We start from the raw sequence: 15,872 nt of genomic DNA, 5'->3' as shown, positions 1-15,872 counted from the left end.
GGACTTTGAACAGCAATGACACTCCCTGTCGACTTTTCTCCTGAGAAATATCTTGAGCTGCATGATGATGTAAGGGTTTCCGGAATGGATCCGGTGCAACACTTTCTACACTATGGAAAAAAAGAAGGCCGTGCGTATAAGGGATCAAGGGCCTTATATGCCAAGGCCAATGGAAACTATAGTTATGATGGCCTGCTTTCGATTCACAATCATGACTTCATGGTCGATGACAGGTTCATGGCTGCCTATGGCCGGGGCGTTGCTGCCGCTGGCACCGATTACAAATGGTACTGGAGGGTCTACATGGGACTCTGGGCCGCACGGTCGGCTGCAAAGTATGTCGGTGACTTTGTCGAGTGCGGCGTCAATTATGGTTTCCTTAGTTCAGCCATCATGTATGACCTGGACTGGAACAACACGGACAGGATGTTTTATCTCCTGGACACATTCTCCGGAATCGATGAGCGCTTTTTATCGGAGGAAGAAAGAACGGGGGGAGTCGCCAAAAAGAGCTCGGAACTCGTCGAGTCGGGGGTGTATACATCAAACCTGGACGCGGTGAAGAAGAACTTTTCTGACTGGCACAATACGAAAATCATCCCTGGCAGCATTCCTGAAACCCTGTCGGCAATCGACTCGACCAAGATTGCTTTCCTGCATATCGACCTGAACAGCACCATCCCCGAAGTGGCAGCGATCGAGTTCCTGTGGGATCGCCTGGTCTCGGGTGCATTCATTCTGCTGGATGACTATGCCTACTATGGTTATCAACCGCAGAAGGAAGGCATGGACAAGTGGGCAGCCAAAATGGATCTGTCCATCGCCAGCCTACCTACGGGCCAGGGCCTGCTGATCAAGCCCTAGAAACCTCGCGCCAACGCGGACCTCGCCCGCGTCAGATGCACAGGTACACAGCCAGCAACATCAGCGACAGCACCAGGATGGCTTCCCCGAACAGTTCGAGGGAGCCTTCCCTCTCCGGTCCGTAGCTCCAGCTGACGCTCGCCTGGCGCGTTGCCCAGCGCCTGCCCGGCTGGCGGTCGAAATGTCCCAGTGCCCAGATGGCGATCCCTATGGCACCGAACTCCAGGGCGATGATCAGGAAAAGTGTCATACCGCTGTCCTTTTTAGGCCAGTAATCAGGACATTAGGGGGCGATTCGGGAAAAACGTTCGTCATGAATAAAGTTTTTTTGCCGATGAAGACAATACCCACTCATTTTCTGTGCCTGCCCTGATCTATCATTGCACCCAGGGTCATTCGGCCACCGCTCCCGCCTATCTTCATAAGAACCCTATGCCACGTATCGACCTCCGCCGATTGATCCTGTTGCTGTCGCTTTCCGTCGTCACCCTGACCGCCGGCAACCTGTTCTTCGCCAGCTACCAGACCCAGCGCAACTTCCTGATGGCGCAGACCCTGGAAGCCAACCGGATCTACGCCCTGAAACTGGCCAGTTCCACGGAAAACTTTCTCAAGTCGACCCAGCAGCAACTGGCCTTCAGCGCGGGCCTGATCACCGATCTCTGGAACCAGCCGGAACAGCTGTGGCAGGAAGTTCACCGGCTGCGTCGCCAGACCGGCAGTTTCAACTCGGTGATCGTGATCCGTGCCGATGGCAAGATCATCGCCTCCTCGCCGCTGTCGATGAACCTGACCGGGGCCTTCTCCACCAGCGAAGGCTTCCGCCAGGCCAGCGCCTTGCGCCAGCCCTATATTTCCAGGCCCTATATCGGCGCCAACAACCATCTGATGATCCAGATCTCCCATCCGATCTTCGATGGCGATGGCAATTACCTGGGCTACCTGGGCGCCGGGATCTACCTCAACGAACCGAATATCCTGCACTCGCTGCTGGGCGAGCATTATTACCGTGACGGTTCCTACCTCTACGTGGTCGACACCCAGGGCCGGCTGATCTATCACCAGGACCCCGCACGGGTCGGCGACGTGATCAAGGGCAATCCGGCGATCGACGCGGTGATCGCCGGCGAGACCGGCAGCCTGCGCCTGACCAACTCCCAGGGCATCGACATGCTCACCGGTTACGCCCCTGTGCCGCGGATCGGTTGGGGGGTGATCAGCCAACGACCCACCGATATCACCCTGGAGGGCCTGAAACGGCTGATGCTGGAGGTCGCCGGCTACGCCGTGCCGTTGCTGCTGCTGTCGCTGCTGGGGATCTGGTGGGTTTCGACGCTGATCACCCGGCCGCTCTGGCAACTGGCCAACTCCACCCAGTACTGGGGTTCCTCGACGGCCGCGCAATCGGTGAGCAAGGTGAAGGCCTGGTACTACGAGGCGGCCCAGTTGAAAAACGCCATGCAGAAGGCCCTGCTGTCGCTGCACCAGCAACTCGGCCGGCTGAACCAGGAAAACGTCACCGACCCGCTGACCGGCCTGACCAACCGGCGCGGCCTGCAATTGATCCTCGAGGATTGGGAAAGCCGCCGCCAGCCGTTCGCGGTGCTGGCCCTGGATATCGACCACTTCAAGCAGGTCAACGACAGCTACGGGCACAGTGCCGGCGACCTGGTGCTGCAACACCTGGCCCAGCAGATGCGCCGCCATTCCCGGGAAAGCGACGTGCTCTGCCGCCAAGGCGGTGAAGAGTTCATGATGCTGCTGCCCGGCACGCCCCTGGCCCAGGCCGTCCAGGTGGCCGAGCGGTTGCGCGCGGCCATGGCCTACACCGAAAGCCCGAACGGCATCCCGGTTACCGTGTCCCTCGGCGTCACCGACTGGCCCCGGGACCGCCAGAGCATCGCCCTGGCCCTCAAGGAAGCGGACCGGGCCCTGTACCGGGCCAAGGGCAACGGCCGTAACCGGGTGGAATCGGTCGCTCCGGGAATGCCGCCGAACGACGCGAACGGATAGACTGGACACCCCGGACGACGCACCACGGGCCCACCGGCCTTTACCCGCCTTTCCAGACCCTGAACCCCCGACGACTTCGGGGATTTCTTTCGAGATGTGCAACCAGCATGACCTTCAATTTCGACACGCTACTCGACCGCCGCAACACCGGCAGCACCAAGTGGAGCCGTTACCCGGCCGATGTCCTGCCCATGTGGGTGGCAGACATGGACCTGCCGGTCGCGAACGCGATCACCCAGGCCTTGCACCAGCGTCTTGAACACCCGCAACTGGGTTACAGCGTGGCCCAGGATGCCCTGCGCCAGGCCATCGTCGCCGACCTCTGGGCCAAGTACGCCTGGCGCGTGCAGCCCCAGGAGCTGATTTTCCTGCCCGGTGTCGAACCGGGTTTCAACATGGCCCTGCGCGCCTTTGTGCAACCGGGCCAGAATGTCGTGGTGCAGACCCCCAACTACCGCCCGCTGCGCCTGGCCCCGGGCCACTGGAACCTGCCGAAAATCGAGCTGCCGTTCGATCGCGATGCCCGCGGCGACTACATCACCCCGTTCGCCGCCCTGCGCAGCGCCTTGCAGGGCGGCGGCGCGCTGCTGCTGAGCAACCCGCACAACCCGCTGGGCAAGGTCTTTCCCCGGGAAGAACTGCAACAGATCGCCGATATCTGCCTGGAACAGGGCGCGCTGATCGTCTCCGACGAAATCCACGGCGACCTCTGTTTCGACGGCCGCCGGCATGTACCGATCGCCTCGCTGAGCCCGCAGATCGCCCGGCACACCATCACCCTGATGTCGGCGAGCAAGGCCTACAACATCGCCGGGTTGAAAACCGCCTACGCGATCATCCAGGACGCCACGGTCCGCGAGCGCTTCAACGCCGCCCGCGGAGGCATGGTCGACAGTGTCAACACCCTCGGCCTGGAAGCCACACTGACCGCCTACACCGAATGCGGGCCGTGGCTCGAGGAACTGGTCAAATACCTGCAGGCCAACCGCGACTACCTGCAACACGCCGTGCAGACCCGCTTGCCGGGGGTGGTCATGCAGCCGGCCCAGGGCACCTACCTGGCGTGGCTGGATTGCACGGCATTGGGCCTGGAGGATCCGTACACCTTCTTCCTGGAGCAGGCCAAGGTCGGCTTGAGCGCGGGCATCGAGTTCGCCGACGATGCCCGGCAGTTCGTCCGCCTGAACTTCGGTTGCCCCAGAGCGCTGCTGGAAGAAGGCATCCGGCGCATGGAAGACAGCCTGCGCCGGCGCTGAGCAGTTAGTTCCCACGCTCCGCGTCACAGGAGCGGACGCAGAGCGTCCGTTGAGGCATTCCCACGCGGAGCGTGGGAACGATCTACGATGGCGTGGCAACGATCATCAGGCTAGTAGCGGAACTGCCCCCCATGAATCGCCTGCAACACCTCGTCGGTGACCGGCACATAGGTTTCCGAACCCGGTAACCAGGCGTAGACCGGATCTTCCCCGACCTGGCCCGGGTCGAACGCTTCGTTCTTCAACCGGGTCTTCTGGTACTTGAAGGTACCCGTGGTTTCCATGCAGGACTTGACCCGCAGGAACAGCGGCACCGCATAGAACGGCATCTGGCTGCGGGCGAACTGCAGCAGGTCGTCCAGATCCAGTTGCTCCTGGGGCACCGCCGGGGTGATCGCGACCATGCCGGCACGGCCGTTGGTGTTCCTGATCTCCACGCCGTAGGCCACTGCCTCGCTGATATGCGGGTGCAACACCAGGATGTTCTCGACCTCGGTGGTAGAAACGTTTTCACCTTTCCAGCGATAGGTATCCCCCAGGCGATCGACAAACTGGGCATGGCCGAAACCAATATCGCGGATCAGGTCGCCGGTATTGAAATAGCGATCGCCCACCTCGAACACATCATGCAAGACCACCTTCTTGTTCTTTTCCGGGTCGGTATAGCCGTCGAACGGTGCCTTGTCGTCGATCTTGGCCAACAGCAGGCCCTGCCCGCCCTTGCCGACCTTCAGCATGAAACCGTCCGGGCCACGACGCGGCTCGCCGGTATCGTGGTCGTACTCCACCAGCGACCATTCGTTGAGGGCAAAACCGATGGTGTTGTCGAAGTTGAGGATGTTGGAAAAGCCGATATTGCCGTCACTCGCGGCATACAGCTCGCAGACCCGGTCGATGGCGAAACGCGCCTTGAACTCGGTCCAGACGCCAGGACGCAGGCCATTGCCGATCATCTTCACCACCGGGTTGTCGGCATCGTCAGCGGCCGCCGGCCGGTCGACCAGGTAGCGGCACAGTTCGCCGACGTAGCAGAGCGTGGTGGCCTTGAACCGCCGTGCATCTTCCCAGAAATGACTGGCGCTGAACTTGCGGCGGATGGCGAAGCCCGATGCTCCGGCCAGGGCCGAGCCCCAGCTCACGCACAGGCCGGTGGCGTGGTAGAGCGGCAAGGTGCAGTAGATGATGTCGTCGGGCTGCATATCCAGGGCGATCAGGCCGAAGCTGCCGTAGACCCGCATCCAGCGCCCGTGCTTGAACACCCCGGCCTTGGGCAGTCCGGTGGTGCCCGAGGTATAGATGTAGAAGCAGGCATCGTCGGCGTAGATCTGCTGGCTGGTGATCGGATTGATGGCCGGATGCTCTTCGCTGACCCGCGCCAGGTTGACATAACCCGCGGGCGCCTGGCCCGGGTCGCGGGTGGTATCGGCGTCGGCGAGAAAGTAGCAGCTCGACGCGTCGATGGCGACCTGGTCGCGTACGCCATCGTAGGCCGCGACCAGTTCCTCACCGACGATGATCGCGGTCGGCTTGACCAGGTTCAGGCTATGGATCAGCACGTTGTTGGTTTGCGACGTATTGAGCATGGCGCAGATCCCGCCGGCCTTGCTCACCGCCAGTACGCTCACCAGCAGCTCGGGGCGGTTCTCGATGAAAATGCCGACCACGTCGCCCTTTTTCAGGCCACGTGCCAGCAGGTAGTGGGCAATGCGATTGGCCCACTGGTTGACCTGCCGGTAGCTGAACCGGCTGTCCTTGTAGAGCAAGGCCACGCCATCGGGGTTGCGCTGCACCGCCTGCTCGAACGACCAGGCCAGGCCGCAGGGTTGATCGGCCTTGGGCTTGGACACCTTGACGCCCTTCACCAGCCGGGGAATCGCCCGGGTAATGGTGGGAATCTTGCGCATCATCATGCCCCAGGTAATCATATCGCTGTTGCTGCTCATGGCACCTCCTAATGGGTTGGCCCACTGGATACCGGGCCAACCGGTCCTTTCCTTTGCCTACCCGCCATGGACAACGCCTTCGCGCATGCGGATACGGGAAGGCGCTGCATCGCGCGGTCAGAACTCGTCGGCGACCGACTCGAGAATCTTGCCCATCAGGTACACGGTGGTCCGTGCCACCTGCTTCACCGACTCCTTCTCTTCATCGGTGACCACCCAACGGTCGATGGCCGCGTTGACCTCCTCGGAGTGCTTGGCATCGATGATCGCGTGGGCGACAAAGAAGGTCATTTGCTTGTCGGTGAGCTTGAGGCTGTTCTTGCAGATATCCATCATCGGCTCGAGGTGCTCGTAGGAGTCCTCCGCCCAGAAGCTGTAGCCCAGGCGTGGAATGATCCCGCGGCAGACGGAGACATAATCCAGGTAGCCGTAGAAGGCCTCGGTGGCCGGCAGCATCGGTTTTTCGAATTCGGCCGGGTCCACGCCGATGGCGATCAGGTCGTTGTAGGCCATGTTTTCATGGCCCAGTTCTTCCAGCGCGTGCTTCATGGCGAAACGCAGCAGGCCGACCTTCTTGTGGTCCTGGTTCCAGCAGGCCACGGCCTGGTTGATCGCGTTGTTCTTGGTGTAGTGATACACCTGGACAATCGACTTGATATACAACTCGCGTTGCAACTCGGGGCGCTTCATCATCTGAAAGAAGCGGCCAGCCTTGATCTTGGCCCATTCGGCATCACAGACAGCCTTCAACTCATCTCTGAACTCAGTCATTTCACTCTTTCCCTGGTGGTGTTATAGATCGTTTATGACATTTCTTATGTACCGGCGCGGACGCGGGTTTACAGACGCAACACGGACTTGATGATATACATGAACTTGGAGAAGAAGCCGACGCCCTCGATAGTGTCCCAGTGTTCCATCAGCACACCGTTTTCCACACGATAGATATCGATCACCTTGTACTTCACGGTAAAGAATCTATGTTTGGCCCAATGGGTCGCATAGAGGAAGACATAATCGCCTTCGGCACACACTTGCTTGATACTGGTCCCGGACTCCGGAAAGGTCTTGAAAAACTGCGCGAAGTAGCTCTTGAATCCTTCACGACGCGGCGGGATGAACACGTTGTTGTGTTGCACATAGTCTTCGGCAATCAGCGTATCGGCGACCGCGAGTTCACGCTGGCCGAACATGCGCTCGTAAAATTCGATGACCACGGCCTTGTTCTGGGCTTCCATCTGACATCAACCTCGTTATTGTCGATTTATTATGTTTTTCAGACCGCCAGGGCCTGGCGTCCCGCGCGGGCAGCGAGGGTATGGCGGATCAGTCCGTCGATGTCCTTGAGGTCCGCCGGGCATTGCTCCAGGCCGAAGAAGGGCGTCACCGACGGCAGCAGATCGCCCTTGTACAAGGCGTAGTAGTGATCGCCACGGGCCTTGATCTGGAACAGGATGCCGTCCTGGTCAAACACCGAGCTGTCGAACTTCGGCGCCAGCCGGGGTTTCACGTAAGTGATGAAAGTCTTGTAGCCGCCCAGCAGGGCCACCAACGACGCACCGGTCATCGCCAGGGCGCTGACCACGTTCCTGACCGGAGCATGTTTATCGACAATCAACCGCGACAGCTCCACGCATTCGTTCTCGTAACCGGGCCCGGAGAACGCCAGCAAACGCTGGTGATCGATAAACTCCCCGGACTCATGGGGAAACGGCGTAATACGCTGGGTGCCGATAATCTCGCCATCGTAATAACAGGCAAATACATAAGAGCGGGCATCGTACTCATCGAGGCAGACGGTTTCATCGACCGAATCGCCGAACAGCGTCCGATAATAAACCTTGCGCTGCCCGTACAATCGATAACGCGCCCGTGACAACTCGGAAAACTGTTGAGGCGTTACAATCTGACGAATACTGACTTTGTCGGACTGACAGTGTTCGTGCAGGACCGAATCATAGAAACTGTAGATAGCTGCACCGGCGGCATCATCTTTCACCAGCTGCATACTTGCCAATGGCAACTCGGTCTTGTTACTCCCGTATGACGACATAAGACGCTCCTTGTTATTATGATCTGTATTATTTGGCTCGACCAGGCACACGACATAACACCCATGACTCAATTCATGAGTTCACCTCCTTGAACGTGCAAAGTTGATCACTGATCGTTCCCATGCTCTGCGTGGGAATGCCTCACCGGACGCTCCGCGTCCGTGCTGGCTGTGACGCGGAGCGTCACGGGCTGCGTTCCCACGCAGAGCGTGGGAACGATCATCAACCGAAGCCGGCTGTCGTCAGAGTTGTTCCAGGGCCGAACGGATCTTGCCGGCGCGCTCGACCAGCAACTGCGGGCTGGCCAGTGGAATATCGGCGTGGGCGAGATTGAAGCCATCGCCGACAAAGCGCGCGAGGACATGCAAATGGGCGTGACCGACGGTCTGGCCGGCAACGGCCCCGTCGCACAACAGCAGATTGATGCCTTCGCAGGAGCGCTCGTTCAGCAGTATCCCGCTGTTGCGCAACGCGCTAGCCATACGCTGCCCGACCACCATCATGTGGCCTGCGGTTTGCGGGGGGATATCGGCCAGGCCGGTGGCGTGGGCCTTGGGAATGACCAGCACATGACCGGGGGTGATCGGCTGGATGGAAAGCAGCGCCAGGCACTGTTCGTCTTCATAGACGATGCTGGCAGGTGCTTCTTGTCTGGCGATTGCACAGAAAATGCAGTTCACGGGTTAGCTCCCTCTATTGTTATATGCGCAAGACCGGCTTGGTATCCGGGCTTGCGACAGGCTGAATTCCCTTACAGACCTATCATCGCTGACCGCACAATGTGAGGCGAAAATACGTCCGACCCGGAATGCCTGTACACGGGAGTTTTGAAATTTTTTGTATCCGCAACGCCTCCATGAAACACAGCCCATTGATTTTATTGGGTTTTATTCATGGAAATTTCTTACATAAAAAATCGCAAATCACTGACACGCAACGTCCTACACGGCTTATCCGAGCCCCGTACGGCAGGCATAAAAAATCCGGCGTGCCGAATGGACGCCGGATGCTGAGGTAGCCCGAAGGTGAGCCCACCCTGCCCCGGGCAGGATGGCTCGTCGCCTACGCCTGTTTCTTCAGGCGCGGCCTGGCCTTGGGAAAATAGGGGGACTTCACCAGGCCTGTCGGCACCGGTGTCCGGACCCGGCTCGAAGGCTCTTCGGCCGGTGCCGCGCCACCAAACTCGGCCACGTAGGGGGTCTGCCCGCAGCGCACCAGATTGTTGATCGGGAACTCATCGCCATTATCTTCCATGTATGCCTTTTTCATTCGAACACTCCTTGCAAAGATTCATCACCACCAGCCCATGGCTGACGCCTGAAAAACCTTGAGCGTAGCCGACTGACAGCGATTCGCAGGCTCTGGCACAAGGATCCGACGAATGACCACCCGGTCACGGACTTCCGAAGTCGTCACACGCCCTTCACACCCTTTTCACCTCCATACCCCTAGATTCGACTCACTCCTTTTGAATCCCATTCAGCCCGCCCACACTGCGGGCTTTTTTTTGCACGTCACGCCCCCAGGCGCTGGCTCAACGCCCGGAATGCCGCCAGCACCTCTTCCGGTTTCTCCAGCATCAGCTGATGCCCACAGGCGTGCAGCACCTGGAAGCGGGCGTCCGGCAGCTGTTCGGCCAGCGCCTCGCCACAGCTGGCCGGGGTCAGGCCGTCGCTGTCACCGGCCACCACCTCGACCGGCAACCTGAGGTTCGCCAGGTGCCCGGCATCCGGCCATTGCACGCCCTCCAGCAGTCCCTTGAACACATACAGGCGGTTGCGTTCGGTGAGCTTTTCCTCATAGGCCACCAGCCCCGCATCGGCGGACCCGTGCCAGGCGCGCTGGCGAAAGCCCCTGGCCAACACTGGCCGGATCAGTTCCAGCACCCAGGCCGGCAACGCCATCAACCCACCGCGACTCAACGGTCGATGCAACTGTGTGCCGAGCAACAAGGCGCCGCTGACCGACTGCACCTGCAACAGGGTGCTCAGGGACAGCCCGGTGCCGAACGAGTGGGCCACGATCAGGTTGCGCCGGCCGCCGAAGCGACGCAGCAGTTCCAGGTAATCGGCGACCAGTTCGGCCCAGGCGTACGCCGCGGGCCGCCGTGGCTTGTCGCTCTCGCCATGGCCGAGCAGGTCCCACGCCACCAGGCTGTAGCCCTCCTCGCCCAGCGCCTGCCACTGGTGACGCCACTGGTCCTTGTTGCCCCCCGCGCCATGGCAGAAGAACACCACGCTATCGGCCCGCTCCCGGCCGGGCTGATGGGCCACGCTCAGGCGCCGCCCCGGGCGGATTTCCAGCAGCTCGCCGCGCACCCGCGGTAAATCAACAGAGGAATAGGGTTCAGCCATGCCAAGAGTGTCCTGTCAGAAAAATAGAGAATAGATCGCCGCTCACCAGGCACCCTCGCGGCTCGGTTCGGCATTCGCCGCCGGCGCCACAACCGGCGAAGCGCCCAGCAGGGTCCGGGTATAGGGGTGCTGCGGTTCGGCGAACAGCCGGGCGGTCTCGCCCTGTTCGACGATCCGCCCGCCCTGCATCACCGCGATGCGATCGCACAGGCGCGCCGCCACCCGCAGGTCATGGGTGATAAACACCATGCTCAGGCGCAGGCGCCGTTGCAGGTCCTCCAGCAGTTCGAGGATCTGCACCTGGATCAACGCATCCAGTGCCGAGACGCATTCATCGGCGATGAGGATCTTCGGGCGTACCGCCAGCGCCCGGGCGATGCCGATCCGCTGTCGTTGCCCGCCGGAAAACTCATGGGGATACCGTTCGAAGGCCGTCGCCGGCAGCCCTGCCAGTTCCAGCATTTCACGGGCCCGCCGGGCCGACTCGGCCACCGAGACACCTTGCGCCAGCGGCCCGGTCATGATGATCCGGCCTATGGTCTGGCGCGGATTGAGCGAGGCGAACGGGTCCTGGAAGATCATCTGGATATCCCCGCGCAACGGGCGCAGGTGCCGCTGGGACAGATCGGCCACGTCCTTTCCCTGCCATTGCAGGTGCCCGCCATCGGGCTGCAGCAGGCGCACCAGGCAGCGTCCGAGGGTCGACTTGCCGGAACCGGACTCGCCGACAATCCCCAGGGTCTCGCCTTCGCGCAGATGCAGATCAAGCCCGGCCAGTGCCTGTTGGGTGCGACGGCGCCACCAGCCATGGCGACCGCTGAAGGACTTCTCCAGTTGTCGCGCCGCCAGCACCAGCGGCGCATCGACGATGGCCGGGCGCGGTGCCAGCGGACTGGCCGATGCCGCTGCCAGCAGGCGCCGGGTATAGTCCTGGCGCGGCGCCTGCAGGACCTGCCGGGCGGTGCCCTGCTCCACCAGATGACCTTTTTCCAGCACCAGCACCCGGTCGGCGATGGCCTGTACCACGGCAAAGTCGTGGGTGATAAACAGTACCGCCATGCCCTTGTCGCGCTGGATCCTGCGCAGCAGTTCGAGGATCTGCGCTTGCGTGGTGACATCCAGGGCCGAGGTCGGTTCGTCGGCGATCAACAAGGCCGGATCAAAGGCCAGTGCCATGGCGATCACCACCCGCTGGCGCTGACCGCCGGACAGTTCGAAGGGATAGGCGTGGCGCAGGCGTTCCGGGTCCGGCAGGCCGACATAACCCAGCAACTCGATCACCCGCTGACGGCGTGTCGCGGCCGCGGCGACGCCATGTGCCTGCAGGGTTTCGTCGATCTGCCGGCCCACGCTCAGCAACGGGTTCAGGGCACTCATGGGTTCCTGGAAGACCATGCTGATCTCCCGGCCGCGCAACTCGCGCATGGCCTCTTCGCCACGCCCGGCAAGGTCCTCGCCGCGCCAGCGGATATGCCCCGCGTCAACCGGCAGGGACGCCGGCAGCAGGCGCAGCAACGCCTTGGCCAGCATCGACTTGCCGGACCCCGACTCGCCCACCACACAGAGCAGTTCGCCGCGTTCGAGTTGCAACGACAGGTCATACAGCGCATGACTGCGATCCGCGCCGCGAGGCAGGGCAATGCGCAGGTGCTCGACGCTCAGCAAGGGATGAATGTCTTGGCTCATGCCGCCGCCCCCTGTTGCCGGTCCGGCTCGAACGCCACCCGCAGGCCTTCGCCGACACGGTTGACTGCGAGCACGCAGAACAGGATCGCCAGGCCGGGCCACAGGCTCATCCACCAGGCATCGCGCAACAGGCCGCGGGAGGCATTGATCATGTAGCCCCAGCTCATGGCCTCGGGGTCGCCGAGACCGAGAAAAGCCAGGGCCGCTTCGGTAAGGATCGCGCTGGCCATGACAAAGGTCAGGGTCACCAGCAACGGCGCCAGGGCATTGGGCAGGATCTGCCGGAAGATGATCGCCGCCGACGACTGCCCGAGCACCCGCGCCGCCTGCACGAACTCGCGCTGGCGCAGGCTGAGGAATTCGCTGCGCACCAGCCGCGCCACCGCCGGCCAGGCCACCAGGGCAATGGCCAGGACGATCGAGCCCAGGGACGGTTCGAGAATCGCCACGAGGATCACCGCCAGCACCAGTTGCGGGATGATCTGGAAAAACTCGGCGACACGCATCAACACACCGTCGAGCCAGCCGCCGAAGTAACCGGCCACGGCCCCGACCAGGGCGCCGACCAGCAATGTCGCCAGGCTCGCCAGCGCGGCCACCGCCAGGGACACCCGTGCCCCGTACAGCAGGCCGCTGCCCAGGTCGCGCCCGAGCATGTCGCTGCCCAGCCAGTGCGCGCGGTCCTGGAACGGTGCCAGCATCGGCGCACTGTTCATGTCCCAGGGCGAACTGTCGGTCAGCCATGGCGCGGCCGCAGCCAGCGCAGCGAGGACCAGCAGGAACAGGACGCCGGCCACCGCCGAAGGCTGTGCCAGGAAACGGCGCAGGAAAGAATATCGGCTCATCAGTGCTGCCCTCCGGCGCCGATACGTGGATCGAGCCAGCGGCACGCCAGATCGGTCAGCAGGTTGAAACTCACCACCATGATCGAAATCACCAGGAAACCACCCATCAATACCCCGTAGTCCCGTTGCGCCAGCGCCTCGTACATCAGGCGGCCGATACCCGGCCAGGAATAGACCACTTCCACCAGCAGGATCCCGCTGGCCAGTTGGCCCAGTTGCAGGCCAGCAAAGGTCACCACCGGCAGCAGTGCATTGCGCAGCACATGCGCCCAGAGAATCCGTCGCGGTCGCAAGCCTTTCGCCCGGGCGGTGCGCACGTATTCCTGGCCCAGCGCCTCCAGCGTCGCGGCGCGGGTCAGGTGGATATACAGCGCCAGGAACAGAAAGCTCAGGGACAGGCACGGCAACACCAGGTGCCGCGCACGGTCGGCCCACCAGGCACCGCCGTGGAAATCCGCGGCGACGGTCTCCATGCCGAAGGCCGGCAGCCAGTCGAGGCTGACCGAAAACAGCAGGATCAACAGCATCGCCAGCCAGAACGACGGGATCGCAAACAGCAACAGCGCACCCTGGGAAATCAGTTGGTCGAGCCAGCGCCGCTGCTCGCGGCTACGGGCGGCCAGTACGCCGAGGGCGATTCCCAGCAGCGACGACAGCAGGAACGCCGAGCCCATCAGCGCCAGCGTCGCCGGCAGGCGCTCGGCGATCAGCGACCAGACCGAGGTCTGGTTGCGGTAGGAGTAGCCCAGGTCCAGCCGCGCCACCTGCCCGAGATAGATCAGCAGTTGCTGGACCACGGGCTTATCCAGGCCCATCTGCTGGCGCAACTGCTCGATGTAGTGCCCGTCATCGACCCCCGCCTCGCCGGCCATCAGCAACGCCGGGTCACCGGGAGCCAGGCGTACCAGCAGGAAACTCAGGACCAGCACCCCGAGCACCATCGACAGTGCCCGCAGCACCCGGCCGCCGAGGAAGATCAGCCCGCTCATGGTGCCGGGGCGTCGAGGTAGACGCCCTCATCGTCTTCGTTGAGGCTGGTGGCCGTCTGCAGCAGGTTCTTCACCTGGCTGTGGTAGAGCGTCGGATAGCGCATCTCGAAGATCGGCGCGATGGGCAGGTCGCTGTTCAGGCGGTTTTCCAGCTGGCTGTAGACCTGGCGACGCTGCTCGCCTTCCGGGGTGTCGGCCACCTTGTTCCACAGCGCGTCCGCTTCCGGGCTGCTGTAGCCGCTGACATTGGCGAACGGCGAAGTCTTGAGGATGTAGTCCGAGCGATAGAGATAGGCGGTGGTCAGGTAGGGATCGCCGATCTGGAAGATGAAGTTGTAGGTCAGGTCGAAATCCCAGTCGCTGACCCGCTGGAACCAGGTCGCGGCATCCGAGGTCACCACCTGCACCTTGAAGCCCAGGGGTTGCAGGGACTGCTTGGTGTATTCGGCCAGGCGCTCCCAGGCACCGCCTTTCTCGCCGTTGAGCAGGCGGATACGCACCGCGCCGACATCGACGCCGGACTCGGCGATCAGCGCCTTGGCCTTCTTCACGTCATAGCCGTACTGCGGCAGTTGCGGGTCGTGATACGGCGAGCTGGAGACGAACGGCCCCTGGGCGACCTTGCCCGAGCCGAAGAAAATGTTGTCGACGACAAACTGCCGGTTCAGCGCATAGAGGATCGCCTGGCGGACCTTGGGGTTGTTCAGCGGTGGCTTGCGGGTGTTGATCTGCAGGAAGGCCAGGCCCGAGTACAGCTCCCAGCCCTGCTCCGAGGACTGCACGCCGGGCAGGCCGCCCAGGCGCTTGAGATCGGAGTAATCGGCGTCGCCGCTGCGCAGGACCTGGACGTCGCCACGCTCGAAGGCCGCGGCCCGCGAGGAAGCATCGGGAATCACGTGAAAGACAATGCCGTCGAGGTGCGGCAGGCCTTTTTTCCAGTAGTCGGGGTTCTTGCCCAGCTTGATATAGGCGCCGCGCTTCCACTCCTGAAAGACAAAGGGACCGGTGCCGACAGGCTTGAGGTTATAGGGGTTGTTGCGAAAGTCGGTGCCCTCGTACAGGTGTTTCGGCACTACCGGGCGCAGGCCGCTGCCCAGGGAGGACAGCAACGGCGCGAAAGGTTTCTTCAGGTGGAAGGTCACCTGCAACGGACCGCTGGCGTCGATGGACGCCACATACTCGGTGAAGACGCCGCCGAGGCGCTTGTCCACCTCCGGGTAGAAGGTCTGGAAGCTGAACACCACGTCGGCCGCGGTGAAGGGCTGGCCGTCGTGCCAGCGCACCCCCTCCTGCAGGTCGAAGGTGTAGGTCAGGCCATCGGGAGTAATCGTCCAGCTCTTGGCCAGTACCGGCTTGGGCTGGAGCTGGGTGTCGTAGGTCAGCAGGCCCTGGAGGATCTTGCCACTGACGTACTGGGTCGAGACATGGGAGACCACGCCGTGCATCAGCGATGGCGGTTCCGGCTGGGCCACCAGATTCAGTACCCCGCCATCCCGTGGTTGTGCCTGTACGCTACCGGCCAGGATCAGCGCGCTGGCGGCGAGGCCGAGCAACACCCGGCGCAGGGGCCGGGCGTGGGACGAAGGGGTCGGGGTGAGATCAGGCATGGCGCGCTCCGCAAAAAGGTTCGGCAGGTGCAGGCCCGCCAACCGCGAGACCTGCCCTTTGAAGCGGTTTAGCAAGGCCTGTGCCAGTGCTTTCGCGGCCCTGTCCGGCGGCGCTGGCGGGACATTGCGCGGCAGGCGGCCTGATGAAAAAACCACAACCCGCGTTTGCCGGTGTGGAAAAAGCAGCAGCCTGCAACCGCGATTGATCGTTGCCACGTGCAGCAAAGGCCTGCTGCGCGTCATCAAGGCGGACGCAGAGCG

Annotated in this window: 15 protein-coding genes; 3 read left to right on the top strand and 12 right to left on the bottom strand. The window is 62.3% G+C overall.

Annotated elements, in window-relative coordinates; all coding sequences use genetic code 11:
* Positions 1–15: 15 nt before the first annotated feature.
* Positions 16–864: a TylF/MycF/NovP-related O-methyltransferase gene (locus tag HX881_RS28205; protein ID WP_218171792.1), complete on the top strand. Its 849-nt coding sequence runs from the start codon at positions 16–18 to the stop codon at positions 862–864.
* A 31-nt stretch (positions 865–895) separates the two neighbouring features.
* On the opposite strand, the gene HX881_RS28200 is transcribed toward HX881_RS28205, so the two are convergent.
* A complete protein-coding gene (locus HX881_RS28200) occupies positions 896–1,114 on the bottom strand; it encodes a hypothetical protein (RefSeq protein ID WP_017124358.1) in 219 nt (72 codons plus the stop codon).
* 182 nt (positions 1,115–1,296) lie between these two features.
* On the opposite strand from HX881_RS28200, the gene HX881_RS28195 reads away from it, so the two are divergent.
* Both HX881_RS28195 and HX881_RS28190 read left to right on the top strand, forming a co-directional pair.
* Positions 1,297–2,877: a sensor domain-containing diguanylate cyclase gene (locus HX881_RS28195; protein WP_177087784.1), complete on the top strand. Its 1,581-nt coding sequence runs from the start codon at positions 1,297–1,299 to the stop codon at positions 2,875–2,877.
* A 107-nt stretch (positions 2,878–2,984) separates the two neighbouring features.
* The gene (locus HX881_RS28190) at positions 2,985–4,133 is read left to right on the top strand and encodes a MalY/PatB family protein (RefSeq protein WP_177087782.1); all 1,149 of its coding nucleotides are present in this window, start codon (positions 2,985–2,987) and stop codon (positions 4,131–4,133) included.
* 110 nt (positions 4,134–4,243) lie between these two features.
* Here the strand turns inward: HX881_RS28190 and HX881_RS28185 are convergent, their stop codons facing one another.
* From HX881_RS28185 to HX881_RS28135, 11 genes are all read right to left on the bottom strand, one after another.
* Complete coding sequence (locus HX881_RS28185) at positions 4,244–6,076, bottom strand: long-chain-acyl-CoA synthetase (RefSeq protein ID WP_177087780.1); 1,833 nt, start codon at positions 6,074–6,076, stop codon at positions 4,244–4,246.
* Positions 6,077–6,193: 117 nt separating this feature from the next.
* A complete protein-coding gene (locus HX881_RS28180; protein ID WP_017124354.1) occupies positions 6,194–6,847 on the bottom strand; it encodes an iron-containing redox enzyme family protein in 654 nt (217 codons plus the stop codon).
* A 68-nt stretch (positions 6,848–6,915) separates the two neighbouring features.
* Positions 6,916–7,314, bottom strand: a complete 399-nt coding sequence (locus tag HX881_RS28175) for a nuclear transport factor 2 family protein (RefSeq protein ID WP_017124353.1) — start codon at positions 7,312–7,314, stop codon at positions 6,916–6,918.
* Positions 7,315–7,352: 38 nt separating this feature from the next.
* Complete coding sequence (locus HX881_RS28170; protein ID WP_246356596.1) at positions 7,353–8,129, bottom strand: N-acyl amino acid synthase FeeM domain-containing protein; 777 nt, start codon at positions 8,127–8,129, stop codon at positions 7,353–7,355.
* 243 nt (positions 8,130–8,372) lie between these two features.
* On the bottom strand, positions 8,373–8,810 hold the full coding sequence (locus tag HX881_RS28165) for an HIT family protein (RefSeq protein ID WP_017124351.1): 438 nt from the start codon (positions 8,808–8,810) through the stop codon (positions 8,373–8,375).
* A 382-nt stretch (positions 8,811–9,192) separates the two neighbouring features.
* Positions 9,193–9,399: a hypothetical protein gene (locus HX881_RS28160; RefSeq protein WP_017124350.1), complete on the bottom strand. Its 207-nt coding sequence runs from the start codon at positions 9,397–9,399 to the stop codon at positions 9,193–9,195.
* A 245-nt stretch (positions 9,400–9,644) separates the two neighbouring features.
* A complete protein-coding gene (locus tag HX881_RS28155; protein WP_177087778.1) occupies positions 9,645–10,484 on the bottom strand; it encodes an alpha/beta fold hydrolase in 840 nt (279 codons plus the stop codon).
* A 42-nt stretch (positions 10,485–10,526) separates the two neighbouring features.
* Positions 10,527–12,170 carry a dipeptide ABC transporter ATP-binding protein gene (locus HX881_RS28150; RefSeq protein ID WP_177087776.1) on the bottom strand — a complete coding sequence of 548 codons (1,644 nt, stop codon included), beginning with the start codon at positions 12,168–12,170 and terminating at the stop codon, positions 10,527–10,529.
* Complete coding sequence (locus HX881_RS28145; RefSeq protein ID WP_177087774.1) at positions 12,167–13,015, bottom strand: ABC transporter permease; 849 nt, start codon at positions 13,013–13,015, stop codon at positions 12,167–12,169. Before HX881_RS28145 ends, HX881_RS28150 begins: the two co-directional genes overlap by 4 nt.
* Positions 13,015–14,004, bottom strand: coding sequence for an ABC transporter permease (locus HX881_RS28140; RefSeq protein ID WP_177087772.1), 990 nt, complete (start codon positions 14,002–14,004; stop codon positions 13,015–13,017). The genes HX881_RS28145 and HX881_RS28140 overlap by 1 nt, the downstream gene beginning before the upstream one ends.
* Positions 14,001–15,611, bottom strand: coding sequence for an ABC transporter substrate-binding protein (locus HX881_RS28135; RefSeq protein ID WP_177087770.1), 1,611 nt, complete (start codon positions 15,609–15,611; stop codon positions 14,001–14,003). The genes HX881_RS28140 and HX881_RS28135 overlap by 4 nt, the downstream gene beginning before the upstream one ends.
* Positions 15,612–15,872 lie beyond the last annotated feature (261 nt).

Source organism: Pseudomonas gingeri, from assembly GCF_013386115.1.
In the GTDB taxonomy this organism is placed as follows: domain Bacteria; phylum Pseudomonadota; class Gammaproteobacteria; order Pseudomonadales; family Pseudomonadaceae; genus Aquipseudomonas; species Aquipseudomonas gingeri.
This window is presented reverse-complemented; position numbering and strand designations above follow the sequence as displayed.

Bases quoted from the DNA above. Each gene is read 5' to 3' on its own strand.
- HX881_RS28180 (WP_017124354.1), bottom strand. From the start codon at position 6,847: ATGACTGAGTTCAGAGATGAGTTGAAGGCTGTCTGTGATGCCGAATGG.
- HX881_RS28135 (WP_177087770.1), bottom strand. From the start codon at position 15,611: ATGCCTGATCTCACCCCGACCCCTTCGTCCCACGCCCGGCCCCTGCGC.
- HX881_RS28145 (WP_177087774.1), bottom strand. From the start codon at position 13,015: ATGAGCCGATATTCTTTCCTGCGCCGTTTCCTGGCACAGCCTTCGGCG.
- HX881_RS28195 (WP_177087784.1), top strand. From the start codon at position 1,297: ATGCCACGTATCGACCTCCGCCGATTGATCCTGTTGCTGTCGCTTTCC.
- HX881_RS28200 (WP_017124358.1), bottom strand. From the start codon at position 1,114: ATGACACTTTTCCTGATCATCGCCCTGGAGTTCGGTGCCATAGGGATC.
- HX881_RS28170 (WP_246356596.1), bottom strand. From the start codon at position 8,129: ATGTCGTCATACGGGAGTAACAAGACCGAGTTGCCATTGGCAAGTATG.
- HX881_RS28155 (WP_177087778.1), bottom strand. From the start codon at position 10,484: ATGGCTGAACCCTATTCCTCTGTTGATTTACCGCGGGTGCGCGGCGAG.
- HX881_RS28175 (WP_017124353.1), bottom strand. From the start codon at position 7,314: ATGGAAGCCCAGAACAAGGCCGTGGTCATCGAATTTTACGAGCGCATG.
- HX881_RS28205 (WP_218171792.1), top strand. From the start codon at position 16: ATGACACTCCCTGTCGACTTTTCTCCTGAGAAATATCTTGAGCTGCAT.
- HX881_RS28150 (WP_177087776.1), bottom strand. From the start codon at position 12,170: ATGAGCCAAGACATTCATCCCTTGCTGAGCGTCGAGCACCTGCGCATT.
- HX881_RS28185 (WP_177087780.1), bottom strand. From the start codon at position 6,076: ATGAGCAGCAACAGCGATATGATTACCTGGGGCATGATGATGCGCAAG.
- HX881_RS28140 (WP_177087772.1), bottom strand. From the start codon at position 14,004: ATGAGCGGGCTGATCTTCCTCGGCGGCCGGGTGCTGCGGGCACTGTCG.
- HX881_RS28160 (WP_017124350.1), bottom strand. From the start codon at position 9,399: ATGAAAAAGGCATACATGGAAGATAATGGCGATGAGTTCCCGATCAAC.
- HX881_RS28190 (WP_177087782.1), top strand. From the start codon at position 2,985: ATGACCTTCAATTTCGACACGCTACTCGACCGCCGCAACACCGGCAGC.